The 24913-nt window shown below is 48.6% G+C and carries 26 protein-coding genes; 20 read left to right on the top strand and 6 right to left on the bottom strand.

The window, feature by feature from the left end:
- Nucleotides 1-25 precede the first annotated feature (25 nt).
- Nucleotides 26-484: a type II 3-dehydroquinate dehydratase gene (gene aroQ / locus HNR75_RS04745; protein ID WP_188025871.1), complete on the bottom strand. Its 459-nt coding sequence runs from the start codon at nucleotides 482-484 to the stop codon at nucleotides 26-28.
- Nucleotides 485-798: 314 nt separating this feature from the next.
- On the opposite strand from aroQ, the gene glyA reads away from it, so the two are divergent.
- The 9 genes from glyA (at nucleotide 799) to HNR75_RS04700 (ending at nucleotide 8066) form a co-directional block, all read left to right on the top strand.
- Nucleotides 799-2052, top strand: a complete 1254-nt coding sequence (gene glyA, locus HNR75_RS04740; protein ID WP_188025870.1) for a serine hydroxymethyltransferase — start codon at nucleotides 799-801, stop codon at nucleotides 2050-2052.
- A gap of 115 nt (nucleotides 2053-2167) precedes the next feature.
- Complete coding sequence (gene nrdR / locus HNR75_RS04735; protein ID WP_188025869.1) at nucleotides 2168-2617, top strand: transcriptional regulator NrdR; 450 nt, start codon at nucleotides 2168-2170, stop codon at nucleotides 2615-2617.
- Nucleotides 2618-3736, top strand: a complete 1119-nt coding sequence (gene ribD, locus HNR75_RS04730) for a bifunctional diaminohydroxyphosphoribosylaminopyrimidine deaminase/5-amino-6-(5-phosphoribosylamino)uracil reductase RibD (protein WP_343043247.1) — start codon at nucleotides 2618-2620, stop codon at nucleotides 3734-3736.
- 2 nt (nucleotides 3737-3738) lie between these two features.
- Entirely contained in the window at nucleotides 3739-4398 is a 660-nt protein-coding gene (locus tag HNR75_RS04725) for a riboflavin synthase (protein WP_188025868.1), read from the top strand.
- A gap of 17 nt (nucleotides 4399-4415) precedes the next feature.
- A complete protein-coding gene (ribBA, locus tag HNR75_RS04720; protein ID WP_188025867.1) occupies nucleotides 4416-5522 on the top strand; it encodes a bifunctional 3,4-dihydroxy-2-butanone-4-phosphate synthase/GTP cyclohydrolase II in 1107 nt (368 codons plus the stop codon).
- 91 nt (nucleotides 5523-5613) lie between these two features.
- Complete coding sequence (gene ribH, locus HNR75_RS04715; protein WP_015879565.1) at nucleotides 5614-6084, top strand: 6,7-dimethyl-8-ribityllumazine synthase; 471 nt, start codon at nucleotides 5614-5616, stop codon at nucleotides 6082-6084.
- Nucleotides 6085-6097: 13 nt separating this feature from the next.
- A complete protein-coding gene (gene nusB / locus HNR75_RS04710) occupies nucleotides 6098-6514 on the top strand; it encodes a transcription antitermination factor NusB (RefSeq protein ID WP_188025866.1) in 417 nt (138 codons plus the stop codon).
- 87 nt (nucleotides 6515-6601) lie between these two features.
- Nucleotides 6602-7588: a thiamine-phosphate kinase gene (gene thiL / locus HNR75_RS04705; RefSeq protein ID WP_188025865.1), complete on the top strand. Its 987-nt coding sequence runs from the start codon at nucleotides 6602-6604 to the stop codon at nucleotides 7586-7588.
- Nucleotides 7563-8066, top strand: a complete 504-nt coding sequence (locus tag HNR75_RS04700) for a phosphatidylglycerophosphatase A family protein (RefSeq protein WP_188025864.1) — start codon at nucleotides 7563-7565, stop codon at nucleotides 8064-8066. The genes thiL and HNR75_RS04700 overlap by 26 nt, the downstream gene beginning before the upstream one ends.
- Before the next feature lie 53 nt (nucleotides 8067-8119).
- Here the strand turns inward: HNR75_RS04700 and HNR75_RS04695 are convergent, their stop codons facing one another.
- Nucleotides 8120-8506: a type IV pilin protein gene (locus HNR75_RS04695; protein WP_188025863.1), complete on the bottom strand. Its 387-nt coding sequence runs from the start codon at nucleotides 8504-8506 to the stop codon at nucleotides 8120-8122.
- 124 nt (nucleotides 8507-8630) lie between these two features.
- Here HNR75_RS04695 and HNR75_RS04690 point away from each other — a divergent pair, with 124 nt between their 5' ends.
- The 8 genes from HNR75_RS04690 (at nucleotide 8631) to HNR75_RS04655 (ending at nucleotide 18860) form a co-directional block, all read left to right on the top strand.
- Nucleotides 8631-9140, top strand: a complete 510-nt coding sequence (locus HNR75_RS04690; protein WP_188025862.1) for a GspH/FimT family pseudopilin — start codon at nucleotides 8631-8633, stop codon at nucleotides 9138-9140.
- Nucleotides 9122-9865, top strand: a complete 744-nt coding sequence (locus HNR75_RS04685; RefSeq protein WP_188025861.1) for a PilW family protein — start codon at nucleotides 9122-9124, stop codon at nucleotides 9863-9865. Before HNR75_RS04690 ends, HNR75_RS04685 begins: the two co-directional genes overlap by 19 nt.
- A complete protein-coding gene (locus HNR75_RS04680) occupies nucleotides 9849-11057 on the top strand; it encodes a pilus assembly PilX N-terminal domain-containing protein (protein WP_188025860.1) in 1209 nt (402 codons plus the stop codon). The genes HNR75_RS04685 and HNR75_RS04680 overlap by 17 nt, the downstream gene beginning before the upstream one ends.
- Before the next feature lie 9 nt (nucleotides 11058-11066).
- Nucleotides 11067-13127, top strand: a complete 2061-nt coding sequence (locus HNR75_RS04675; protein ID WP_188025859.1) for a type IV pilus modification PilV family protein — start codon at nucleotides 11067-11069, stop codon at nucleotides 13125-13127.
- A gap of 424 nt (nucleotides 13128-13551) precedes the next feature.
- Entirely contained in the window at nucleotides 13552-15303 is a 1752-nt protein-coding gene (locus HNR75_RS04670) for a dipeptide ABC transporter ATP-binding protein (protein ID WP_188025858.1), read from the top strand.
- An 18-nt stretch (nucleotides 15304-15321) separates the two neighbouring features.
- Entirely contained in the window at nucleotides 15322-16878 is a 1557-nt protein-coding gene (locus HNR75_RS04665) for an ABC transporter substrate-binding protein (RefSeq protein WP_188025857.1), read from the top strand.
- Between the two features lie 67 nt (nucleotides 16879-16945).
- The gene (locus HNR75_RS04660; protein ID WP_188025856.1) at nucleotides 16946-17923 is read left to right on the top strand and encodes an ABC transporter permease; all 978 of its coding nucleotides are present in this window, start codon (nucleotides 16946-16948) and stop codon (nucleotides 17921-17923) included.
- 1 nt (nucleotide 17924) lies between these two features.
- Nucleotides 17925-18860: an ABC transporter permease gene (locus HNR75_RS04655; RefSeq protein WP_188025855.1), complete on the top strand. Its 936-nt coding sequence runs from the start codon at nucleotides 17925-17927 to the stop codon at nucleotides 18858-18860.
- Nucleotides 18861-18947: 87 nt separating this feature from the next.
- Here HNR75_RS04655 and HNR75_RS04650 read toward each other — a convergent pair whose 3' ends face one another.
- Nucleotides 18948-19754, bottom strand: a complete 807-nt coding sequence (locus HNR75_RS04650) for a DUF1189 domain-containing protein (protein WP_188025854.1) — start codon at nucleotides 19752-19754, stop codon at nucleotides 18948-18950.
- A 184-nt stretch (nucleotides 19755-19938) separates the two neighbouring features.
- On the opposite strand from HNR75_RS04650, the gene HNR75_RS04645 reads away from it, so the two are divergent.
- The 3 genes from HNR75_RS04645 to arsC all read left to right on the top strand — a co-directional run bounded on the left by HNR75_RS04645 (nucleotide 19939) and on the right by arsC (nucleotide 21703).
- Complete coding sequence (locus tag HNR75_RS04645) at nucleotides 19939-20874, top strand: AEC family transporter (protein WP_188025853.1); 936 nt, start codon at nucleotides 19939-19941, stop codon at nucleotides 20872-20874.
- 72 nt (nucleotides 20875-20946) lie between these two features.
- Nucleotides 20947-21255: an ArsR/SmtB family transcription factor gene (locus HNR75_RS04640; protein WP_188025852.1), complete on the top strand. Its 309-nt coding sequence runs from the start codon at nucleotides 20947-20949 to the stop codon at nucleotides 21253-21255.
- Nucleotides 21256-21277: 22 nt separating this feature from the next.
- Complete coding sequence (gene arsC / locus HNR75_RS04635) at nucleotides 21278-21703, top strand: glutaredoxin-dependent arsenate reductase (protein ID WP_188025851.1); 426 nt, start codon at nucleotides 21278-21280, stop codon at nucleotides 21701-21703.
- Between the two features lie 63 nt (nucleotides 21704-21766).
- Here the strand turns inward: arsC and dxs are convergent, their stop codons facing one another.
- From dxs to xseB, 3 genes are read right to left on the bottom strand one after another with little or no spacing between them, the layout of a single operon-like run.
- Entirely contained in the window at nucleotides 21767-23650 is a 1884-nt protein-coding gene (gene dxs, locus HNR75_RS04630; protein ID WP_425506760.1) for a 1-deoxy-D-xylulose-5-phosphate synthase, read from the bottom strand.
- Nucleotides 23650-24540, bottom strand: a complete 891-nt coding sequence (ispA, locus tag HNR75_RS04625; RefSeq protein ID WP_188025850.1) for a (2E,6E)-farnesyl diphosphate synthase — start codon at nucleotides 24538-24540, stop codon at nucleotides 23650-23652. The genes dxs and ispA overlap by 1 nt, the downstream gene beginning before the upstream one ends.
- Nucleotides 24541-24807, bottom strand: coding sequence for an exodeoxyribonuclease VII small subunit (gene xseB, locus HNR75_RS04620; protein WP_188025849.1), 267 nt, complete (start codon nucleotides 24805-24807; stop codon nucleotides 24541-24543).
- Between the last annotated feature and the right edge of the window lie 106 nt (nucleotides 24808-24913).

Below are 24913 nucleotides of genomic sequence, written 5' to 3'. Positions count from 1 at the left end.
TCTCAGTTCAACTTCTTCTGCTTGTTTAATTACGGGATGACCGTTCCAGATGGCGGACGGCCGCTGTGAGTGCGAATTCATACCCATCGGCACCCAGACCGCAGATCACACCTTTGGCTACATCAGACAGATAGGAGTGATGACGGAATGGTTCACGGGCATGGACATTCGATAAATGAATTTCGATAAATGGAATAGCAACACCCAACAAGGCATCACGGATGGCGACGCTGGTATGGGTGAAGGCTGCCGGGTTGATGAGGATGAAATCGACTTTCCCCATCGCCTGATGAATGGTATCGACCAGTTCATATTCCGCATTGGATTGTTTATGCGTTATCTCAACACCTTGCTCGGTTGCCTGTTGTTGTAACCGGCTGACGATATCGTCAAGTGTTGCGGCACCATAGATGCCTGGCTCACGTTTTCCCAGCAAATTCAGGTTAGGGCCGTTAAGCACCAAAATACGGAATTTTGCAGTCATTGAGTCGCTATCCTCTGCAAACATGCAGCTATCTTTCATTTTAATCATTTTCCGGACAGTTCTTGTTTAAAAATTATTCGGAAGATGGTTGTTTTTACGCTGACTGGCAAGATTACCGTAGATTCTTGTACGTTGTCAGCATTTTCATTGGAAAAATAGCAAAAAATGACCAGTGACGCCTCTGTTGTGTGGGACAACGGACCGATCTTGCTCTCTTTGTAAAAAGAGTCGCTTTATTGATGCGTCAAACGGTCAGTCAGGGTAGAATATAACAATACCCTAACATGACGCCATGAGTCAGGAGACACTTAAGAATGCTGAAGCGTGATATGAACATCGCCGATTATGATCCGGAGCTGTGGGCTTCAATCGTGGAGGAAACACAGCGTCAGGAAGAACATATCGAACTGATTGCTTCTGAAAACTACACCAGCCCGCGTGTAATGCAAGCACAGGGATCACAATTAACCAACAAATATGCCGAAGGTTATCCGGGCAAACGTTATTACGGTGGTTGTGAGTTTGTTGATAAAACTGAAACTCTGGCCATTGAACGCGCTAAAGCACTGTTCGGTGCTGTTTACGCAAACGTACAGCCACACTCAGGTTCTCAGGCAAACGCTGCCGTTTATATGGCTCTGCTGAAACCAGGTGATACTGTTCTGGGTATGAACCTGGCACACGGTGGTCACCTGACTCACGGTTCACCGGTTAACTTTTCCGGTAAGCTGTATAACATCGTTCCTTACGGTATTGATGCCAGCGGCAAAATTGACTACGTCGAACTGGAGCGTCTGGCTCTGGAACACAAACCAAAAATGGTTCTGGGTGGCTTCTCTGCGTACTCAGGTGTGGTTGACTGGGCAAAAATGCGTGAAATCGCTGACAAAGTAGGTGCGTACCTGTTTGTTGATATGGCGCACGTAGCAGGTCTGGTTGCTGCCGGTGTTTATCCAAACCCTGTTCCGCATGCTCATGTCGTGACTTCTACTACCCATAAGACACTGGCTGGCCCACGTGGCGGTCTGATCCTGTCTGCGGTCAATGATGAAGAACTGCATAAGAAGCTGAACTCTGCAGTATTCCCAGGTACTCAGGGTGGCCCGCTGATGCATGTTATCGCTGGTAAAGCGGTAGCGTTCAAAGAAGCGATGGAACCTGAATTCAAAGCGTACCAGCAGCAGGTTGTGAAAAACGCCAAGGCAATGGTCGAAGTATTCCTGTCCCGCGGTTACAAAATCGTTTCCGGCGGTACTGAAAACCACCTGTTCCTGGTTGATTTCACTGATCGTGAACTGACTGGTAAAGAAGCTGACGCAGCACTGGGTCTGGCCAACATCACTGTGAACAAAAACTCAGTACCAAACGACCCACGTTCACCATTTGTGACTTCCGGTATCCGTATCGGTTCTCCATCCATCACTCGCCGTGGTTTCAAAGAAGCTGAAGCGAAAGAACTGGCTGGCTGGATCTGTGACGTGCTGGACAATCACACTGATGAAGCGGTCATTGCTGCTATCCGTACCAAAGTACTGGATATCTGCAAACGCTTCCCTGTATATGCATAATTTGTAACAGATTATGTGATACGAACAGCCGGCTTTATGCCGGCTGTTTTTTTATTGGCGTTTCGGGGATCTCTGATAAACTGGCAAAACCGACAGATTTCAGGATTAAGCACAGATGCATTGTCCATTTTGTAATGCCGATGACACGAAGGTTATTGATTCGCGCCTGGTAGCGGACGGGCATCAGGTACGCCGCCGGCGGGAATGCCTGGTTTGTCATGAGCGTTTTACTACATTTGAGATGGCCGAACTGGTCATGCCCCGAGTAATAAAAAGCAATGGTGTCCGCGAGCCCTTTAACGAAGATAAATTGCGTAATGGCATTCAGCGGGCACTGGAAAAACGGCCGGTCAGCACCGAGCTGATTGAACAAAGTATCAACCGGATAAAATCAAATCTGCGGGCCACCGGCGAACGCGAGATCATGTCCAAGATTATCGGTAATCTGGTCATGGAAGAACTGAAGCAACTGGATAAAGTCGCTTATATCCGGTTTGCCTCTGTCTATCGCAGTTTTGAAGATATCCGTGAATTTGGTGAAGAGATCGCACGTCTGGAGAAATAAGTGTTTTCTGCCGAAGATCATCTGTATATGAGCCGCGCTTTGCAACTGGCAAAGCAGGGGTGCTTTACCACTTCTCCGAACCCGAATGTGGGTTGTGTGATTGTGTCTGACGGGGTGATAGTCGGTGAAGGCTTTCATCTGCGCGCTGGCGAACCGCATGCGGAAGTCCATGCGTTGCGGATGGCGGGCGATAAGGCGCGGGGTGCAACAGCCTACGTGACGCTGGAACCCTGTTCCCATTTTGGCCGGACGCCCCCCTGTGCGGACGCGCTGGTCAAGGCGGGCGTTGCCCGTGTAGTCGCGGCAATGGAGGATCCGAATCCGCAGGTTTCAGGCCGGGGTATGCGCCGGCTGGCCGAGGCTGGTATTCAGGTTCAGTCGGGGTTGCTGCAACCGCAGGCAGAAGCACTGAATCCCGGCTTTATCAAACGGATGCGTCATGGCTTGCCGTATGTCCGGCTGAAACTGGCCGCCAGTCTGGATGGCCGCACCGCATTGGCCAACGGACAGAGCCAGTGGATCACCTCGCCGGCTGCCAGAGCCGATGTGCAGCGCTGGCGGGCACAAAGCAGTGCCATTCTGACCGGGGCGGACACCGTGCTGGCAGATGATCCTTCACTGAATGTCCGCTGGACGCAATTCCCTTCATCCTTACAGGAAACATATCCTGCAGAAAACATTCGTCAGCCGGTGCGCGTCATTGTCGATTCGCAGCAGCGCATTGAACCATCCGCAAGGCTGTTCTCCATTTCCGGCGAGATCTGGCTGGCACGACAGGAAGCGCAGGGGCAATGGCCGGAGCAGGTGCAGCAACTGATCGTCCCTCTGGCAGACTCGGGCAAGCTGGATCTGACTTCGCTGATGCAGATACTGGCACAACGTCACATGAATGAGATCTGGGTCGAAGCGGGTGCCACACTGGGTGGCGCTTTATTACATGCCGGACTGGTCGATGAACTGATTGTTTATCTCGCCCCCAAACTGATGGGAAATCCTGCGCGGGGTCTGGTCAATCTGCCTGAGTTTCAGCATATGTCTGAAGTTACCGGCTGGCAGTGGCAGGATGTCCGTAAAGTCGGTAATGACTTGCGCTTAATCTTACGTCCGAATAAGGAATAACGATGTTTACCGGAATTATTGAAGCGGTAGGTACACTCGCGGCGATACAACCGAAAGGTGAGGATGTTTCTGTCCGGGTAAAAAGCGGTAAGCTGGATTTATCAGATGTGAAACTGGGCGATTCAATCGCTACCAATGGTGTGTGTCTCACCGTTGTGGCATTAACCGGCGATGGCTATATCGCGGATTTATCGCTGGAAACGCTACAGCGCAGCAGTTTTGCCTTCTATCAGGCCGGACAACAGGTCAATCTGGAGCGGGCGCTGACACCCAATACCCGCTTGGGCGGACATCTGGTTTCCGGACATGTTGATGGTGTTGGTGAAATCGTGGCGGTCAAACAGCTTGGCCGGGCGAAAGAATACTGGATCAAGGCGCCAGACGAACTGGCGAAATACATTGCAGAAAAAGGTTCAATTACCGTTGATGGTATCAGTCTGACGGTAAATGCGATCGACGGTGCGCGTTTCAAGCTGACCATTGTGCCACATACCAGCGGTGAGACCACGGTCGATGAATGGCAGACCGGCGTGAAAGTTAATCTGGAAGTGGATGTGATTGCACGTTACCTGGAACGTTTGTTGCTGGGTGACAAAGCCGCACAATCCACGCAAAGCAACATCACCATGGAAATGCTGGCAAAGAACGGTTTTCTGCGATAACTGACTAAGGGGATGTCATGGCTATCAGTAAGATTGAAGAGATTATTGAAGATTTTCGTCAGGGTAAGATGGTTATTCTGATGGACGATGAAGATCGGGAAAATGAAGGCGATATCTTGATGGCAGCATCCATGGTGCGCCCTGAAGATATCAACTTTATGGCGCGTTATGGCCGTGGGCTGATCTGTCTGACACTGTCGAAAGCCCGCTGTCAGCAACTGGATCTGCCGTTGATGGTCGATAAAAATGAAGCGCAGTTTTCCACGGCATTCACCGTGACCATCGAAGCGGCGGAAGGGGTGACCACAGGTATTTCCGCAGCGGATCGCGCCCGTACTATACAGGCCGCTGTCGCACCGGATGCCAAGCCAAGCGATGTGGTGCAGCCCGGCCATATTTTCCCGCTGATGGCACAGGATGGTGGCGTTCTGACCCGCAATGGGCACACTGAAGCTGGCTGTGATCTGGCGCGTCTGGCTGGTCTGGAACCTGCTGCCGTGATTGTCGAGGTTCTGAATGAAGATGGCACCATGGCGCGCCGGCCGGATCTGGAGATCTTTGCCGAAGAACATGGAATCAAGCTGGGTACCATTGCCGATCTGATCGAGTACCGCAATCAGCATGAAACCACCATTCAGAAAGTATCCCAGTGTCATCTGCCGACCGAATACGGTGAATTCGAACTGACCACATTCCGTGATACCATTGATAATCAGCTGCATTTTGCATTGAGCAAGCCCCAGAAAGATCCATCCAAACCCGTACTGGTGCGTGTACATCTGCATGACTACCTGAATGATGTTCTGAATAGTCAGCGTGGTAATCCGCGCAGTTGGCCGCTGGATAAGGCGATGAGCCGGATTAATGCAGAAGGTGGTATCGTCGTTATCATCGGTCATGAAAACAGTCAGGAAGAGTTGCTGGGCCGGCTGGAACATTACGCTGCCGTCGATGCTGGCCAGACGAGTGAAATCTGCAAACCGGGCATTGCTTCCCGCCGGGTTGGCGTTGGCTCGCAGATCCTGAAAGCAATGGGCGTGAAACAGATGCGTCTGCTTAGCTCACCGAAACGCTATGTACTTTCCGGGTTTGGCCTGGAAGTCGTGGAATACATCAGTGAATAACTGATCTTGTGGCGCGTGTTTTGGTCATGCGCTGAATGTGATAGAATTATCAGGTTTTGTTTATCTGACATAACAGATTATAGGATTACCCATGAAAGTGATTGAAGGCGTCATCCCGGCTCCACAGGCCAAAATTGCGATCGTAGTGTCTCGCTTTAACAGTTTCATCAACGACCGTCTGGTAGAAGGTGCACTGGATACGTTGAAACGTCAGGGTCAGATTGCTGACGAAAATATCACTTTGGTGAAGGTGCCTGGTGCCGTTGAACTGCCTCTGGCGGCAAAACGTCTGGCCAAGAGCAAACAGTTTGATGGCATCGTTGCACTGGGTTGCGTTATCCGCGGTGGTACTGCTCATTTTGAGTATGTATCCGGTGAATGCGCCAAAGGTCTGGCTCAGGTTGCACTGGAAGCTGAAATTCCGGTTGCATTCGGTGTATTGACTACCGAAAACATTGAACAGGCTATTGAGCGCGCCGGTACCAAAGCGGGCAACAAAGGCGTTGAAGCTGCACTCAGTACTTTGGAAATGATTAATGTCATGAACGCCCTGGGCGCATGATAGGAGAGAAAGATTGAAACCTGCTGAACGCCGTAAGGCGCGCCAGTTAGCGCTGCAAGCTGTTTATCAGTGGCAGCTGACTCAGGACAACGTAGCCGACATCGCAGAACAGTTTAAACTTGAGCAGCCAACCAAAGGCGTTGATCTGCCATATTTCGAACTGTTGCTGACCGGTGTTGCCACGAACGTATCCAACCTGGACGCCACCTTTTCCCCATTCCTGTCTCGTAAGCTGGACGATCTGGATCAGGTAGATAAAGGTGTGTTGCGTCTGGCCTGTTACGAACTGATGTATTGCAAAGATGTGCCGTATAAAGTTGTGATCAATGAAGCAATTGAACTGGCAAAATCATTTGCAGCGGATGACAGCCATAAGTTCGTGAATGGTGTACTGGATAAAGTGGTTAAACAAATGGGACTGCGCCAGTAGTCTGCGTTTGCGTTAACACATACATCATGAAGATCCCCGTTTTTTCTGCTGGAAGGACGGGGATTTTTGTTATCAGAGGAATAATTCATGGGTGAGTTTGAACTGATCCAGCATTATTTTGCTTCACAGGCTTCAGTCCGTGATGATGTGGAACTTGGCATCGGTGACGACTGCGCCTTGCTGAATATCCCTGCCGGGGAATGTCTGGCCGTGACCACGGATTCGCTGGTCAGTGGTATTCATTTTTTCGCGGATATTGATCCTTTCGCACTGGGACATAAGGTCCTGGCGGTCAACCTTTCCGATTTGGCAGCCATGGGGGCTTACCCGCGCTGGGTGTCGCTGGCGATTACACTGCCTGAAGCCAACGAGTCCTGGCTGGCTGAATTTGCCCGTGGATTTCATGCGCTGGCGACAAAGCATAATGTGGCGCTGATCGGCGGAGATACAACCCGCGGACCGCTTTCTGTTACTGTTTCCGCAAAAGGTACCGTGCCGGCCAGGCAGGCCTTGCGCCGCAGCGGTGCGAAAGCCGGTGACGCTGTTTATATCAGCGGTAGCCTAGGGGCGGCGGCATTGGCCGTGCAGCAACGGATTCATAATCTGCATATCCCTGATGACGCGTTACAGACATGCCAACAGCGAATGGATTATCCGCAGCCTCGCTGTGAGCTGGGCCTGGCTTTGCGGGATATCGCGAGTAGTGCACTGGATCTATCTGACGGGCTTTCCGGTGATCTGATGCATATTCTGCGTGCCTCTGGTGTGGCGGCCGAAATCGAGTTAAGCACGCTGCCTGTGGATCCGGCGGTGGTGCAGAGCGTAACCCCCGAGCAGGCATTGCAACTGGCTTTGGGCGGAGGGGATGACTACGAGCTTTGTTTCACAGTGCCGGCGGAACATGAAAACAGACTCCATGAATTGGCTACGTCACTGACACTACCGTTGACACGAATTGGTGCTATCACCGCCGGTACCCCTCATATCACCTGGTATCATCAGGGCAAACCTGTCGAATTACATATCAATGGCTGGGAGCATTTTCACCATGGTGAAACTGGAAAAACATCATAAAAGCCGTGATGCGTTGGAGAAGTTAAACTGGCGTAATCCGCTGCACTGGCTGGCGACAGGTTTTGGTTCCGGATTATCGCCGGTGGCGCCCGGTACGTTCGGCACACTGGCTGCCATCCCGTTTTACTGGTTGATGATGGATTTACCGTTAGCGGTCTACATTGCGATCACCGCTATTGCAGCCATAGCCGGCATCCGGATTTGCCAGTCAGCCACGAACGCCATCGGCCAGTCGGATCATGGTTCGATCGTCTGGGATGAATTCGTGGGTTTCTGGATCACCATGATCGCCGCTCCCAAAGGCTTACTCTGGTTACTGACGGGTTTTCTGCTGTTTCGCCTGTTCGATGTGATCAAGCCCTGGCCAATCCGCTGGCTGGATCGTTATGTCAAAGGCGGTCTGGGTATCATGATCGATGATGTGCTGGCAGGGGTATTCGGTTTGATCGTGATGCAGATATTGGCACATTTCTTTTGAGTTATGTGGCGCATACCAAAGAAGTATGCGCACGAATCCTTTATGATGGGACTTTATTCCCAGCAGGAAGCAGATGGGCCTTTAACATCGGCATTGGTTATGGTTAATGTCGGACAGTCTGAATCTGCTGTTTGGCTGCCTGCAGCTGATGCGGTCAAGGTATAGGTTGGTACACCACTGCTGCTAACAGAAGCTGAAAAATTATAATAAGTGCTTGATGGACTTCCAATATTACTCATCGTGCTGGTATATGAACCGTTTTTTACCCGCCATTCTTCCTGCCGTAACTGGGCAGACAGAAGTCCTTCAATTGCTTCAGCACGGTGTGACCGTAATATAAAGTTCTGATAACTCGGGTAGGCTATGGTAGCCAGAATGGCAACAACAGCGACGACTATCATAAGTTCCAGCAAGGTGAAGCCTCTGGAATTATTTTTCATATTTACCTACCTCTTTCAGAGTACGATTTAAACTAATAAGAATGGTCTTGTTTTATTCTGGTTGAAAAAGACCTCAATGCCAAGGAGAGAGCACGTGAGATCGCAAATTTCCGGTTTTACTCTAATGGAACTGATCATCACCATACTGGTGATGACGATTCTGCTGGGTATAGGAGTGCCGAGTTATCTGCAGTTTAAGGAGGATAATACCCTACAGGGTGCTGCTCAGGCGCTGTACGCAGATATTCAGTTTGCCCGTAGTGAGGCGATTAAACGCAACACGGATGATATAACCGTTTCCTTATTCCAGACAGGTGACAACTGGTGTTATCAGGTTTCTGATAATCCGGATTGTGGCAGTTGCGGAGATACTGATTGCGATATCCATGATGATGGTATAATGCGTGGTGTCAGTTGGAGCAGCTACCCCAGGGTCAGCATGACCAGCAATACCTCCAGCGTTACGATTCAGTCTCAAAGAACAATCATGAATACTAACCGAATCATATTTTCTTATGGTGAGACAGGGAAAGAAATAGAAGTGAGAACAACATCACTGGGACGGGTTTTTATGTGTACGCCTATCGGTAAAGCTGGTTTGACGGGGGTGGATAAATGTCCATCATCACCTTAAAAAAGAGCCTCCTGACAATGAAGAAAATGAAAGGTTTTTCATTGATAGAACTGATGGTTGCCATGGTGGTTGGCTTATTTGTGGCGGCGATTGTGGCTACTATGTATGTCAGCATCATTCGTGCTAATTCGACGACAGTGCAGGTATCCCGGTTAAATCTGGATATGCAGGCGGCTCTGGATATCATCGCCCGCGATATTCAACGCACCGGGTATGCCAGCGGTGCAGAAGCTGCACTGGAAAGAGATAGTACAGGCAATCCGACCAGCAGCGCGGCTTCTAATGCTGTTCATACCGCAATGTTTTCTGCTTATGCGTCAGATGGTTCAACACTGGACTTGCAGAATAACTGCATTTTGCTGCGATATGATGCAAACGGTGATGGTTCAATTACCGGAGGTGCCAATCCACCGGAAATTATTGCATACAGTTATGTTTCTGGTGCCAACTCAGTTGTATATCGGGAATTTAACACAGCAGGTTCTCAATCGTGCACTGTAGATAATACATGGCAGGTATTAGCTGGTGGCGATGGTCATCTGGATATTACAGGTCTCACTTTTGTTCTCGATCCGGTAAGTAGTGGATATGCGACTAGTGGTGCCTACAACACTACGGGCCAGCGTTTTGTCCGGATACGAATTGCAGGTAGAAGTAGCACAAACAATGACATTCAGCTGAGGCTTGATCGTATAGTGAGGTTACGCAATGACCAATTTGAATAAAGAGTCAGGCTTTATAACCTTAACGGTTGTGTTAATTATTGTTCTGCTGATTACCGCGTTGTCATTGATGACCGGAAAAATGCTGATGGGTGAACAGCGTTCGGCATCAAATCAGGTTCGTTATCATGAAGCCATGAATGCGGCGCAGGCCGGGCTGGATAAAGGTATTGCTCAGCTAATGAGTGATTTTGACAATCGGGCTGATTTAAAACATCAGACAGCAGTTCCCTATTATCAGGTTTCTTTTGGCAACGTTTCTGAGATTGCGCTGGGTGATAATATCATTAGGTCTGTGACTATTCGTTCTGTTGGTACTGCAGGTTATTCGGCCAGTTCGGCTACTTCTACAGATGCTGAATCACGAGTGGCAGTCAGTCAGCAGGTTATAGAAATACCCACTCTTTCCTCACTTCCTGATGCTCCTCTTACGGTTGCTGCAGGGACTGCTATTGGTGGTAACCTGGCTATTGTGGCAAATCCTAATGGCGGGGGAGCTGGTGTTCCTTTGTCAGTCTGGTCAAGAGAAGTGGTTGATATCGGCGCTTCTTTTGCATCTTGTGGCAGAGAGGAATATGATTATACAGGTAACAGCGGTTGTAAAACCGCAGCATATAGTTCTAATAAAAATGGTAAGCAAGCAGATATTGTTGAAGATGATAAGATTAATTTTCCCCCGGATAGTGCATCCTTATTGGCCTATATTTTTGCAGGAAGCTCGACGGTAGAAGAGGTAATTTCGGATACAATCCAATCTAATCCAACGGATTATGAAGATAGGGTCGGTGTAAATAAAACTGGGTTAGCAGATTGCAGCAGTTTGAATGCGTCATCCAGTGGGCGATATATTATTAATGGAAACTGTGCTCCCTCTGGTACTGTTGGTAGCAAAGATCATCCAGTAGAATTATTAGTTGTGGATGGTGATTTAACATTAAATGCAAATGCTATTATATATGGATTGGTTTTTGCCTTTGATACAGCTAATAGTCCAGATTATCCATCAACAGCGACCTATGATATGAAAATTAATGGTACAGCCTCTGTTTATGGTGTGGTTGTCTCTAATTATAAATTAAAAATTAGTAATGGTGGTTTTAACGCAGTCTATGATCCTGATGTGTTAACAAATTTGAGTAATAAATCAAAAAGAATCGTTGCAATAGTGCCTGGTAGTTGGCGGGATTGGGAATAGGAGGCCTGAATGAAAAGTTTTAATAGGCAAAATGGTGTCGCTTTACTTGAGGTGCTTATTGCATTTGTCATTGTTATGGTCAGTGTTGTTGCTTTATTTCAATTACATAATAAATATCTGCAAAATGAAATAGCATCCAGCACTCGTTTAACAGCGTTGAATCTGGCTGAAAGTAAACTGGATGATTTGAGAACATTTGGCAGTTTAACTGTGAGCTCGGGTGTTCCTGCATATGATGATATTCTGAGTGACAAGGGCGGCACGATAGTTAGCGGAGCGGTATCTGTTGGAAACTTTAATTATAATCTCCATTGGACATCCACTGATGCAGGTGATGGAAGCAAAGATATCAAGGTAACAGTCAGTTGGAATAATGGTAATGATGAAGTTAGTCTATATGGTAGCATAGCTCGCGCAGATCGCATCAGTGAGGCAAAACTAATCAGTACTGGCTCTATTAAAGAATATAATCCTCAAGTTGTTTATACACCAGGGATTGCTCCTGATATCGTTTCAATTACACTTCCCGATGGCAGTAAAAAAGAAACTACCAAACCATTGCCGACGATTAAAAATAGCGATAATGGCTTAATGAATGTGAGTTTTGAAACTGTCACATATAAAAACAGTAATACACAAGTGCTGGATGATTATGCAACCGTATCCTGTGATTGCTCTTATACAGATCCTGCAATAGCTTTTAACCCTGCAGAACCAACATTAACAGATGATGGTTTATTATATTGGAAATTTGGGACTAAGTCTTCATCCACTAAAAGTCGGGGTACATCAACAACATCTACTTTATGCAATACTTGTTGTCAAAACCATTTCGATGGAAATAAAAGTAAATTTGAAGAGGTTTATAATCGTTTAAATGTTGGTGGAGATAAATATAATATTACTGGCAGCGTATATCCGCCAATATATACTTCGACTTCTTCAGGGAAATATTATGATTCTTGTCGTTTAATGCGGATTGATGGTTACTATAAGCCACTGCCAGATTGGAACTTGGTGAAGTTGGTTGTTATGAGCAAAGATTTCCTTACTGTAAAAGATGAAAATTTAACCAATTATCAAAATTATGTTTCCTATGTTGTCATGAAATATGTTGAATGGCAGCGATCTAACTGGTCTTCAAGTTGGCCTGTAGGTTCACTTTCAGATGTTAATATTTTGGATTTTGATGCTTGGTATGATGCTAATCCAAATAGTAATAGAGATGCAAACGGCGATAAGATGGCGTTATCGTTAAGCGTAACTGATAATAGTATCCAATTAATATCTAGAGGCATCTTTGTTGACAATCTGTCACCTGACTGGTTAGAGGAGTATCATGCATCTACTGTTGATATCAGTAAAGTTCCTTTTTACGATATTAATATGACGCTCTTAACTCGTTGGCATCCAAATGACACAACAAATAATGATGATGACGTTAGTAAAATTCGAGTCTTAAATGAGGCTATGAGTGGTCCGCAGAATAAGGCAACTGGTTCTTATTATTCAGATTATTATCGAAGAGGTGTTCTTACTCCTGTGACTCCTGGTGGTCCATATCAAGTGACTGCAGAAGCGTATTACGGTAATTCAGCTATTTCTGCATATATTCAAAACCCTAAAAAAGACGAGGTCAGTGTATCCGATCCTACTCAAGCATCAATTAAAGGAATATTGAATGTTACAGTGACTGGTTCTACTACAAAATATAAGGTCCGTGGACGGGTATATTGTTTTGATAGCTATAACTCAAATTCTAATAAATATACTCTTTGTAGTGGAAGTTCCCCGGTCATCTCAATTACACCTGACTCAACCTGTTATCTCGAGCCTAAAGAAGGTTCGACAGATAGTGTGTATAAATATCAAGTGTATGAATGTGATATTAATCCTGGTGCCTCAATCACAGCATCATTTTCTATTAACCAAACTGATTATGACTTTGTGCCTAACCCTGCAAGTATTACTACCACTGCAACACAAAGTATTACCAATGGTGGATGTGTGGTTTTTTACAAACAGGGCATTCCAAATCCAAATTTAACATGTCCTACAACTGCACCTTGAAATTTGAAGAGGGCGGCAATAGCCGCCCTCTCTGTTTCCATCTCTGTACTTTCTTTCCGTTTGCCCATTCATATGTCATCTGCACTAAAACAGAACATTATCAATGGCATCCCTGTTTTCAGTTTGTTACAAATCTGAGTGTTTTTGGTTAAAATCGACGGTAAAGATTGATGCGGATTCAATATTATCCTTTTCAAATTTCGGACTCAAACTGCCATTTTGTGTTGGTTATTTCAGAATGTGCGCAATTTTTTGCCTTTTTTATTTAATTTTGTGAAATAGCTAGTCTTCTGGAATCTAATTCTGTTTTTTATTGTTTCTCTGAACATATCTTCCTTATAAGATAAATCTCTTGTCCTGGCCTGAAGTGTGCACTTCTGGTCTCTCAATACCGTGTTTTCGTTACTAGACTAGAGGTCGACGGATGTCCCTGCTGGAAGTCAGAAATTTAAGAATTGAATATCCCTCCCGTCATGGGGTGATGGCGGCAGTGAAAGATCTGTCATTCTCGATTGAGAAAGGCGAAATTCTGGGGGTGGTCGGCGAGTCTGGTGCCGGCAAATCAACCATTGGTAATGCCATCATTGATTTGTTAAGCCCTCCGGGCCGCATTGCCCGGGGTGACGTCTTTCTGAATGGTGAAAAAATTTCCGGGTTGTCGCCGGATGCTATCCGGGAAATCCGTGGTGCCAGAATCGGTTTTATTTTTCAGGACCCGATGACGTCGCTGAACCCGCTGTTTACGGTGGAACAACAGCTGGTCGAAACCATGCTGGCGAATACCGAACTGAAACCGGACGAAGCGTATGAAAAAGCGCTGGAACTGATGGAGGCGGTGGGTATTCCGCAACCGGAACTGCGTATCAAACAATATCCGCATCAGTTCTCCGGTGGCATGCGGCAGCGTGTGGTGATTGCGATTGCACTGTGCTGTGATCCGGATTTGATCATTGCTGACGAACCGACAACGGCACTGGATGTCTCCATTCAGGATCAGATCCTGCAACTGATTAAAAAGCTGTGCAAAGAGCGTCAGGTTGGCTGCATGCTGGTCACCCATGACATGGGGGTGGTGTCGAACATCACTGATCGCGTCGCGGTGATGTATCGTGGTGATCTGGTAGAAATCGGTACCACCGAACAGGTCCTGGGTGCGCCGAAACATCCTTATACCCAGAGTCTGATTTCTGCAGTGCCGCGTTCCGATGTTAAACTGGTGCGTTTCCCGCTGGTCTCTTATATCGAATCCGCTGAACAGCCGGTGTCGATTGATCTGAAAAATCACTGGCTGGGACAACAGCAGGAACACCGGGAATATCAGGGTGCTCTGCTGCAGGTGAAAGATATCAGCCTGCGTTTCCTGACCAAGGATTCTATTTTCCCGTCGCGCCGTGAATATGTGCAGGCGAATAATCACGTCAGTTTTGAAATCAATGAAGGTGAAACCTTCGGTCTGGTCGGGGAGTCCGGTTCCGGCAAATCAACGATTGCCCGCGTGATCACCGGTTTGTACCCACCGCACGAAGGTCAGGTCATCTTTGAAGGGATTGATCTCACGGCGCTAAAAACGGAAAAAGAGCGTCGCCCGTTCCGCCGGGCGATGCAGATGGTATTTCAGAATCCGTACTCATCGCTGAATCCGCGCATGAAAGTGGCGGATATTATTGCCGAGCCTATCCGTTTCCATCACTTGGCGGAAAATGAACGTCAGATCCAGGATATCGTCGGCGATCTGCTGGATCACGTCGGGCTGGGTCACAAGGCCGGCGTGAAATATCCGCATGAGTTCTCTGGTGGTCAACGCCAGCGTATTTCCATCGCCCGCGCACTGGCGACGCGTCCTCGTTTGCTGATTTGTGATGAACCAACCTCCGCGCTGGATGTATCGGTACAGGCGCAGATCCTCAACCTGCTGAAAGATCTGCAGCAGGAGCTCAAACTCACCATGTTGTTCATCAGTCACGATTTGCCGGTTATCCGTCAGATGTGTGACCGGATTGGTGTGATGCAAAAAGGAACTTTGCTGGAAGTGGCGAAAACAGAAGATCTGTTCTTGTCACCACAGCATGAGTACAGCCGTAAGCTGATATCACTGATGCCGGAATTTAAAGGCATGAGCCGCGCTGGTCTGCAGATTGCGGATGAATTGGCAGCCGTGAATCAGTCTTCAAATTAATAAAACAGGGAGCTTTAGATGAAAACAGGAATAAGCAAAATTACCGCTTTGTTACTGGCTGCCGGCATCTCTATGCCGTTGTATGCTGCTGATGTCAAAGTTGCTTTAGATGCTGATCCGGAATCGCTGGATATCTATGAACAACTGTCCGGCGGTATTCTGCAATACGCTCACATGTCTTTTGATCCGCTGGTGCGTTTTACCAAAGACATGAAATTTGAAGGCCGTCTGGCTGAGTCATGGGAACAGGTGGATGCCAAAACTGTTCGTTTCCATCTGCGTAAAGACGTGAAATTCCACTCTGGCAATGCGTTCACTGCGGACGACGTGGTGTGGACTTATAACCGTATTATGAAGTCAGAAGACTATAAAGGTCTGTTTGAAGTTTACGACGGCATGAAGAAAATCGACGATTACACCGTTGATTTAGTGGCTAAAGTGCCATATCCGCTGGTACTGCAGAACGCGACTTATCTGTTCATCATGGATTCCAAATTCTATACCGGTAAAACCGAAGACGGTAAAGACAAGGATGAAATCGTCAAAGCGGCCAATACCTACGCGGCGAACCATGTTTCCGGTACCGGTCCGTTCAAGCTGGTTTCCCGTGAACAGGGCGTGAAACTGACCCTGGAACGTAACAAGGATTACTGGGATAAAAAGTCACCAGGTAACGTTGATAAGCTGACGGTAGTGCCAATCAAAGAAGATGCGACCCGCGTAGCAGCACTGTTGTCTGGCGACGTGGACATGATCGCACCGGTGGCGCCGAACGATCAGAAACGTGTTCAGTCTGACTCAAATCTGCAGATGGTCACTGAAACCAGTAACCGTATCGTGATGTTTGAGCTGAACCAGAATGTGGTTCCTCAGTTCAAAGATCAGCGCGTACGCGAAGCGGTGAATCTGGCGGTTAACCAGAAAGGTATTGTCGACAAGATCATGAAAGGCTTCGCAACTCCGGCAGGCCAGATGAGCCCTGAAGGTTATCTGGGCCATACTCCGGATCTGGTGCCCCAGTATGATCTGAAGAAAGCCAAAGAGCTGATGCAAGCGGCGGGTCAGGAAAAAGGCTTCGAGATCACCATGATCGCGACCAACAACCGCTATATCAATGATGCTAAGATCGCTGAAGCAGTGGCCAACATGTTGTCCAAAATCAACATCAAGGTCACGCTGAAAACCATGCCTAAAGCACAATACTGGCCTGAGTTTGATAAGTGTGCTGCGGGTATGCAACTGATCGGCTGGCAGTCAGATACACAGGATTCCGGAAACTATTTCGAATATCTGGTACAGACCCGTAACGATAAAACCGGTAAAGGTCAGTACAACTGCGGTGGTTACTCCAATGCCGAAGTGGATAAGCTGATTGCTGAATCCAATGGTGAAGTGGACGTTGCCAAACGTACCGCCATGCTGCAGCAGATTGAAAAAATCCTGATGAAGGATGCAGCTTACCTGCCTCTGGAATGGCAAAACCTGTCCTGGGCGGCGAAATCCAAACTGGACATCAAACCTATCGTCAATGGTCTGGATTTCCCATACTACGGCGATCTGAAAGTAAAAGAGTAATGTGATGCGGAGCCGGCGATAGTACCGGCTCCAAATCCTTTTTTATTAAAATGCAGGATCTTCGTGCATGCTGACTTTTTTGTTTAAACGACTGGTGCAGGCCATTGTCGTGATGTTGGTGATTAGTCTGGTAGCATTCGCTATTCAGGATAATCTGGGTGATCCGTTGCGTGAAATGGTCGGACAAGGTGTGTCTGAAGCGCAGCGTGAAGTATTGCGTAACCAGCTGGGATTAAATGATCCGTTCATGGTTAAGTATTCCCGTTTCCTGGCCAATGCGCTGCATGGTGATTGGGGAACATCCTTTATTTTTAAAAAACCGGCGCTGGATATTATCCTCGGTAAGCTGGTGGCGACACTGGAGCTGGTGTTTGCCGCTACGTTTTGGATCATCTCGATCTCGATCCCGGCCGGCGTGTATTGCGCCATTAAACCGCGCAGTATGGGCACCAAGCTGATCATGGGTGTCAGCACCATCGGTATTTCCGTACCGGTCTTCCTGACTGCGATTCTGCTGATGTATGTCTTCTCGATCGAACTGGGCTGGCTGCCGTCTTATGGACGGGGCGAGACGGTTAATCTGCTGGGATGGGAATCCGGTCTCTTTACCATTGATGGCTTAAAGCACCTGTTACTGCCTTCCATTGCGCTCTCTTCCATCATGTTGCCGCTGTTTATCCGTCTGGTGCGGGCTGAGATGTTGGAGGCACTGAGTGCCGAATATGTCAAATTTGCCTGGGCGAAAGGGCTGGATAAAAACAAAGTGTGGTTCCGACATGCGCTGAAAAACACCATGCTGCCGGTGATCACAGTGGGTGGTGTGCAAATCGGCTCAATGGTGGCGTATACCATTCTGACGGAAACAGTGTTCCAGTGGCCAGGCACCGGCTTCCTGTTTCTGGAAGCCATCACCCGCGTGGATACACCGCTGATCACGGCTTATGTCATTTTTGTCGGACTGGTGTTTGTGGTGACCAATACGCTGGTCGATCTGCTGTATGGTCTGATCAACCCAACTGTCAAACTGACGTCCAAGGGGAGCTAAGATGTCACAACAAGCAACAATGACTCGCTGGCAACGCTTCCGTCAGTCAGATCTGGTTTACTATTTCCTTAAAGACAAGGTGGCGATGACCTGCTTTGTCATCTTTGTGCTGTATGTGGTGCTGGCAACGCTGGCACCGTGGCTGGCGCCACATAACCCGTATGATCCATCGACCTATGACATTATGGATGCAGAAATGCCACCGTCATGGATGGAAGAGGGGGATGCCAATTTCCTGCTGGGTACCGATAACCAGGGCCGCGATATTTTAAGTACTATCCTGTACGGTTCACGGGTATCGCTGATCATTGGTCTGTGTGCCGTCGCGTTACAGCTGGCATTCGGGGTGGTGATTGGTCTGGTTGCGGGCTATGCCGGCGGTCGGGTGGATAACCTGCTGATGCGTATGGCGGATATCCAGTTGTCATTCTCGACCATGATGGTTGCCATCATCGTTTCTGCTATTTTTCAGGCGATGCTGGGCGGTGAGTTCTACTCGCAATATGCCATCCTGATGCTGGTGCTGATCATCGGTATCTCTGAATGGCCGCAGTATGCCCGTACCGTGCGTGCGTCTGTGCTTTCCGAGAAGAAGAAAGAGTATGTCGAAGCGGCACGCGTGATGGGCTTTAAGGCGCCGCGTATCATGTTCCGTCATATTCTGCCGAACTGCCTGTCACCTATTCTGGTTATTTCCACTGTGCAGGTAGCGAATGCCATCATGTCAGAAGCGGCATTATCATTCCTCGGTCTGGGTATGCCGGTAGATAAGCCATCGCTCGGCTCACTGATCAGCATTGGTTTTAACTACATCTTCTCCGGCTCCTGGTGGATCACGGCATTCCCAGGGATCTGTCTGGTGGTGCTGGTGCTGGTTATCAACCTGCTGGGTGACTGGCTGCGCGATCTGTTCAATCCGAAGATTTATAAAGACTGAGTCTTATCAGGATCAGACAGAAATAAAAAAGGGAAGCCAGAGTCGGCTTCCCTTTTCGTATCTGTATTTCTCTTTTTTGTTTACGCGTTATGCGATGATTGAGCCTTCATCATTGCGTTGATCCGGCGGCAACTGGCAGACACTCTGAATGGCGAAACGGACATACATCACTTCCAGCGCAATAAATAACAGTCCGGCAAAAGGCAGTGTTAATCCCAATACACCGATCAGCATATCCATGATCATGGCGGGCGTCAGCGCAACCGCACACAGGCGGACAAACGAGTTATAACGCAGTGTCACGCCTTGTCTTCTGGCCAGCCATCCGGCAAGTAGGGCATACACCATCGCCTGACTAAAACGCCAGAACCAGGCAACGGCGATCAGAATGACATAGACCAGTGGCAGTACAAATTTACCTGTCGTGGTCAGGAAGGTTTCTATTGATGAGCGATCAATGGTCATATCGCCTAGATCGGTAAAAGAATAAGACTGTGAACTTACATCATCCTTGCGGATAGAAATCTGATCTGCAGTGATCAGTATGGCCGCTGAGGTCTGGTCTAAATCCGTATATTGCCCGGTGGTATCCACAACAATAAACGGCTCGGTAGTCCCGCTTTCATTGATAATATAGGGGCGCTCTTCCGGTGTTGAAGCCAGACCATTCTGAATGGTTAACTCAGGCAATTCGTCCAGATAAAGCGGCAGTTCATCTTCGGTAAATGCAAGATAACCTTCCCGGATCTGCATGGTAACGGGCATGACGACTAAAGCAGAGACAATCAACAGGTACAATGACCCAATCCCTTGCCACTGGCGCGCAACAGACTGATATAACGTTCGGGAAAAGAATGATAGCCAGAGCGCCTGCCACCAGGGAAATTTATGCATGACCTGAAACTCCTGTGTTTCAATCGGTTTTTCTTTGTTTTCTCTAGCATATCAGGTTGTTTATCAGAAATCAGGCAATGCACTAAATGATGAATTTGCCTATTTCGTTTGAAAGTTAACATGGCGCAATATTTGTGATGTTCGTCATGCTAGACTTTGTCTCCCGTTGTCTGATGGTGGTGCCATGTCTGCGTTATTACATCAAATCTATCTCTCAACCCCATTGTTTATTCTGGTATTTATTGGCTACGGTGTGATGCGTTGGGCGCACTGGCCTAAAGTGATGTCAGAGTCGTTATCCCGTTTTGTTTTCTCACTGGCATTGCCTGCGATGCTGTTCCATCTGATGAGTGATTTCTCAAAACTGCCGCCGGTTGATGCCCGTTTATTGATCGCTTTCTTTGGAGGATGTTTCATTGTCTTTATCCTCGGCCGGTTACTGGCCTGGAAAGTCTTTAAGCTGGATGGTGTTTCCCAGTCGGTGTTTGCGTTAGGCGGGATATTTTCTAATAACTCCATGCTTGGATTGCCACTGGCAAAAATGATGTTGGGTACAGCGGCGTTACCTTCGGTTGCACTGGTATTGGTTTTTAACTCATTGGTTTTATGGACGCTGGTTACCATGTCTGTGGAGCTGGCGAAGCATGGCAGTTTTTCCTTTCGCGGCTTTTTCAAAACAGTCAAAAGTGTACTGAAAAACCCAATCGTATTTGGCATTCTGACTGGTACTGCCTGGGGGTTGACCGGCTGGAAGCTGCCATTAATGATTGATAATACCGTTAGTATGATCAGTGGTGCGGCAGCCCCTATGGCGCTGTTATCGTTAGGTATGGGGCTGGCCGAATATGGCATTGGCGGTAACTGGGGGCAATCGACCAGCGTATGTCTGCTTAAACTGGTTGGCCATCCGCTGGCAACCTGGGGAATTGCGCGTCTAATCGGCCTGCCAACCATGGAAACACAGGCCATTGTATTGCTGGCTTCCATTGCCACCGGGGTCAATGTCTATCTGATGGCGCGGCAGTTCAAGACGATGGAAGGCGTGATGGCGACCAGCTTGTTACTCTCTACTGTTATCGCAGCCGTGACGACCCCCTTGTGTGTCATGCTATCAGGATGAGTTTTATCGGCCAGCACGTCATGCTGGCTTTTTTTCGCTTGATTACTTCAACTACTCTTGTAGTATCGAATTATGAAAAAAGAATCCGCGACACTCATCTTTGAATCATTGGCATCCGGTATCCGACAGGATATTTATCGTTTGCTGGTGAAATGTGGTCAGGAAGGCATGGTCGCCGGACAGATTGCGACTACGCTCGGTCTGCCACCGAATAACCTGTCTTTCCATCTGAAAGCGATGGCGCACACGGGCTTGTTATCAGTAGTGCAGGAAGGGCGCTATCAGCGCTATCGTGCGAATGTTCCGCTGATGCTGGAACTGATTGCCTATCTGACTGAAGAGTGTTGTGGCGGCAATCCGGAACAATGTATTCCACGTTAATGATCATGAAAGGGAAATGGCCATGTCTGAAGTGACGATTTATCATAATCCAAAATGCGGAACCTCACGTAATACGCTGGAAATGATCCGCAATGCCGGTATCGAACCGAATGTGATCCTGTATCTGGAAACACCGCCAACCCGCGATACACTGGTAAAACTGATTGCCGATATGGGGATCTCTGTACGCGAAGTCCTGCGTCAGAAGTGCGATCCTTATGTTGAGCTGGGCCTGGATGATCCGAAATGGACGGATGAACAGTTGCTGGATTTCATGATGCAGCATCCAATCCTCATCAACCGTCCGATCGTCGTTACCGAACTGGGCACTAAACTGTGCCGTCCATCGGAGTTAGTGCTGGATATTCTGCCTGCCGCGCAGCAGGGCGCGTTCACCAAGGAAGATGGTGAAAAGGTAGTCGATACGGATGGTAAGCGTCTGATCTGATAAAAACTAAGGCTCCTGAAAAGGAGCCTTAAATTTGCCTGCTAATACCGAAAACGCTACGGTTTATGCCATAAACTCGCGGATCTGCTGTTCAATACCAGCACTGTTCAGCCGGAGATCGTGATAAATCTCTTCCTGCGTACCCTGTTCGATAAAGCGATCCGGCAGACCGATATTCAACACCGGCTTCAAGACGCGTTGCGTCATCATCCATTCGTTCACGGCCGAACCGGCACCGCCCTGTATCGCGTTTTCTTCGATAGTCACCAGGACATCATGCTGAGCAGTGATCTCTTTCAGCAATTCGGTATCCAGCGGTTTGACAAAACGCATGTCGACCAGGGTGGCATCCAGTTTTTCGGCTACCGCTTTTGCCTGGTGCAGTAAGGTACCGAAGCAGAGCAGGGCAATGCCTTGTCCCTTACGTACGATCTGCCCTTTACCGATTGGCAGTGTGTTGAATCCGGTACTGACAGGGGTTCCACATCCTGAACCTCGAGGGTAACGGACTGCGGCCGGCTGATTTAACTGATAACCCGTGGTCAGCATCATCCGGCATTCGTTTTCATCTGACGGCGTCATGATGACCATATTGGGAATGGTCCGCAGGAAGCTGATATCAAAAGCCCCCTGATGCGTCGGACCATCAGCCCCCACCAGTCCGGCGCGATCGATCGCAAACAGCACCGGCAGATTCTGAATAGCCACGTCATGAATGATTTGATCATACGCGCGCTGCATGAAACTGGAGTAGATGGCGACAACCGGTTTCATGCCTTCAATCGCCAGCCCAGCGGCAAAGGTCACGGCATGCTGTTCGGCAATGGCGACATCAAAATAACGTTCCGGGTACTGCTGAGAAAATTCAACCATGCCGGAACCTTCGCGCATCGCCGGGGTGATCCCCACCAGTTTGTTGTCCGCTTTGGCGGTATCGCATAGCCACTGGCCGAAGATATTCGAGAAGGTCGGTTTCCCGCCTTTTTTCTGCGGCAGGCAGTCATCTTCCGGATTAAACTTCGGCACGCCATGATAACCGATAGGGTCTTTTTCGGCAGGTTCATAACCTTTGCCTTTTTTGGTCATCACATGCAGCAGTTGCGGACCTTTTAACTGCCGCATATTTTTCAGGGTGTTGACCAGCGCTTTGATGTCATGGCCATCAATCGGGCCAATGTAATTAAAGCCCAGTTCCTCAAACAAGGTTCCCGGAATTACCATACCTTTAATATGTTCTTCAGCCCGGCGGGCGAGCTCTTTGACCGGCGGCAGGCCAGACAGTACCTTTTTGCCACCTTCGCGCAGCGTGGTGTAGAGAGATCCGGAAAGCCACTTCGCCAGATGATTATTCAGTGCGCCGACATTTTCTGAAATCGACATTTCGTTATCGTTCAGAATCACCAGCATGTCTTCATGCAGATCACCGGCATGATTCATAGCTTCGAATGCCATGCCCGCGGTCAGTGCGCCATCACCAATGACTGCCACCACTTTATGGTCCAGTCCCTGCCGTTTGGCGGCAACAGCCATGCCTAAAGCGGCACCGATGGAGGTGCTGGAATGGCCAACACTCAGCGGATCATATTCACTCTCTTCCCGCCACGGGAACGGATGAATGCCATCTTTCTGGCGGATCGTGTCCATCCGGTCTCGCCGACCGGTCAGAATTTTATGCGGATAGGCCTGATGACCGACATCCCAGACCAGTTTGTCCAGCGGGGTCTGATAGACATAATGCAGGGCTACCGTCAGTTCTACTACGCCGAGGCCGGAGGCCAGATGGCCGCTGCTGCGGCTCACTGAGTGCAGCAAAAAAGTCCGCAACTCCTGACATAACTGGGGCAGCCGCTCTTCCGGGACTTGTCGCAGATCCGCCGGTGAATTAATTAATGCCAGTGTCGGGTATTCGGTCATATCAATCGTCATGTGTTTTTTATTATCCGACATTAATATGTGCGCTCAATGATGTAATCAGCAAACGCAGACAATATTTCAGTATTATAAGGCAGTGATTTTAGCGCAGCTAACGCCTGTTGGTGCAGATCCTGCGCCATCGCCCGGGCGGCATCCAATCCCAGCAGCGCAGGATAAGTACTTTTATCCAGTGCCTGATCAGAGCCCTGTGGTTTACCCAGGGTTTCGGTATCGCCGGTCACATCCAGAATGTCATCCTGCACCTGGAATGCCAGTCCAATTGCCGCCGCGTATTTTTTCAGCGCCTCAATGGTTGCGGTATCTATATTTTCTCTGCAGAGCGCGCCGAGCATTACTGCGCATTCAATCAGCGCGCCGGTTTTATGCCGGTGGATTTGTTCCAGTGCCTGCAGGCCGACATGCTGACCTTCTGCGGCCAGATCCAGCGCCTGCCCGCCACACATGCCGGCATAACCGGATGCTTTAGCCAGAACGCTCAGCATTTTCACCTGCTGAGTACGCAATGCATCCGGGAATGCATGATCAGCCAGAATGGAAAACGCCAGAGTCTGCAGGGCATCGCCGGCCAGAACTGCGGTCGCTTCATCAAAGGCCTTGTGGACCGTCGGGTGACCACGACGCAGATCATCATCGTCCATAGCCGGCAAATCATCATGGATCAGCGAGTAGGCATGAATACATTCGATGGCGGCAGCCGGTCCGTCCAGTAACGCTTCTTCCACGCCCAGCATTGAACCCGTCGCGTATACCAGAAACGGACGCACCCGTTTGCCACCCAATACCAGACCATGACGCATCGCCGCTTTCAGGTTGGGAGACAATTCAGGTAAAGCCTCAATATGCTGTAACAATAGCGCGTCGATACGCTGCCGGTAATGCTGTGAAAAGGTCTGTAGTGACACTTACTCTTCCTCTGCGGCCTGGTCTGATGTCTGTTCTACAGAAAAGGGAACCAGTTTCTCCTGACTGCCTTGCTGCAACAGTATCTGCACCTGTTGTTCCGCTTGTTCTAGTTTTTGTTTACTTACCCGGGCCAGCTGAATACCGCGTTCAAATTGTTTCAGCGCTGATTCCAGCGGTAAATCGCCCTGTTCCAGCTGTTGCACTATCTGCTCCAGCTCGCCGAGCGCAGCATCAAAACTTAATGATTCGGTTTTTTTCGCAGCCATAACGAGTTCTGATCATCATAGGTAGATAATTTACATATATTACCACTGTCTGACCTTATGGCGTAGAAACTCTGTGATCTCTTGCTGCAAGGCTTAGCTTCTGCGG

Origin of the sequence: Tolumonas osonensis (assembly GCF_014202415.1) — a bacterium.
In the GTDB taxonomy this organism is placed as follows: domain Bacteria; phylum Pseudomonadota; class Gammaproteobacteria; order Enterobacterales; family Aeromonadaceae; genus Tolumonas; species Tolumonas osonensis.
The sequence above is the reverse complement of the archived record's forward strand: the minus strand, read 5'-3'. Positions and strand labels throughout refer to the sequence as shown.

Bases quoted from the DNA above. Each gene is read 5' to 3' on its own strand.
- aroQ (WP_188025871.1), bottom strand. From the start codon at position 484: ATGACTGCAAAATTCCGTATTTTGGTGCTTAACGGCCCTAACCTGAAT.
- glyA (WP_188025870.1), top strand. From the start codon at position 799: ATGCTGAAGCGTGATATGAACATCGCCGATTATGATCCGGAGCTGTGG.
- nrdR (WP_188025869.1), top strand. From the start codon at position 2,168: ATGCATTGTCCATTTTGTAATGCCGATGACACGAAGGTTATTGATTCG.
- HNR75_RS04725 (WP_188025868.1), top strand. From the start codon at position 3,739: ATGTTTACCGGAATTATTGAAGCGGTAGGTACACTCGCGGCGATACAA.
- ribBA (WP_188025867.1), top strand. From the start codon at position 4,416: ATGGCTATCAGTAAGATTGAAGAGATTATTGAAGATTTTCGTCAGGGT.
- ribH (WP_015879565.1), top strand. From the start codon at position 5,614: ATGAAAGTGATTGAAGGCGTCATCCCGGCTCCACAGGCCAAAATTGCG.
- thiL (WP_188025865.1), top strand. From the start codon at position 6,602: ATGGGTGAGTTTGAACTGATCCAGCATTATTTTGCTTCACAGGCTTCA.
- HNR75_RS04700 (WP_188025864.1), top strand. From the start codon at position 7,563: ATGGTGAAACTGGAAAAACATCATAAAAGCCGTGATGCGTTGGAGAAG.
- HNR75_RS04695 (WP_188025863.1), bottom strand. From the start codon at position 8,506: ATGAAAAATAATTCCAGAGGCTTCACCTTGCTGGAACTTATGATAGTC.
- HNR75_RS04690 (WP_188025862.1), top strand. From the start codon at position 8,631: ATGGAACTGATCATCACCATACTGGTGATGACGATTCTGCTGGGTATA.
- HNR75_RS04685 (WP_188025861.1), top strand. From the start codon at position 9,122: ATGTCCATCATCACCTTAAAAAAGAGCCTCCTGACAATGAAGAAAATG.
- HNR75_RS04680 (WP_188025860.1), top strand. From the start codon at position 9,849: ATGACCAATTTGAATAAAGAGTCAGGCTTTATAACCTTAACGGTTGTG.
- HNR75_RS04675 (WP_188025859.1), top strand. From the start codon at position 11,067: ATGAAAAGTTTTAATAGGCAAAATGGTGTCGCTTTACTTGAGGTGCTT.
- HNR75_RS04670 (WP_188025858.1), top strand. From the start codon at position 13,552: ATGTCCCTGCTGGAAGTCAGAAATTTAAGAATTGAATATCCCTCCCGT.
- HNR75_RS04665 (WP_188025857.1), top strand. From the start codon at position 15,322: ATGAAAACAGGAATAAGCAAAATTACCGCTTTGTTACTGGCTGCCGGC.
- HNR75_RS04660 (WP_188025856.1), top strand. From the start codon at position 16,946: ATGCTGACTTTTTTGTTTAAACGACTGGTGCAGGCCATTGTCGTGATG.
- HNR75_RS04655 (WP_188025855.1), top strand. From the start codon at position 17,925: ATGTCACAACAAGCAACAATGACTCGCTGGCAACGCTTCCGTCAGTCA.
- HNR75_RS04650 (WP_188025854.1), bottom strand. From the start codon at position 19,754: ATGCATAAATTTCCCTGGTGGCAGGCGCTCTGGCTATCATTCTTTTCC.
- HNR75_RS04645 (WP_188025853.1), top strand. From the start codon at position 19,939: ATGTCTGCGTTATTACATCAAATCTATCTCTCAACCCCATTGTTTATT.
- HNR75_RS04640 (WP_188025852.1), top strand. From the start codon at position 20,947: ATGAAAAAAGAATCCGCGACACTCATCTTTGAATCATTGGCATCCGGT.
- arsC (WP_188025851.1), top strand. From the start codon at position 21,278: ATGTCTGAAGTGACGATTTATCATAATCCAAAATGCGGAACCTCACGT.
- dxs (WP_425506760.1), bottom strand. From the start codon at position 23,650: ATGTCGGATAATAAAAAACACATGACGATTGATATGACCGAATACCCG.
- xseB (WP_188025849.1), bottom strand. From the start codon at position 24,807: ATGGCTGCGAAAAAAACCGAATCATTAAGTTTTGATGCTGCGCTCGGC.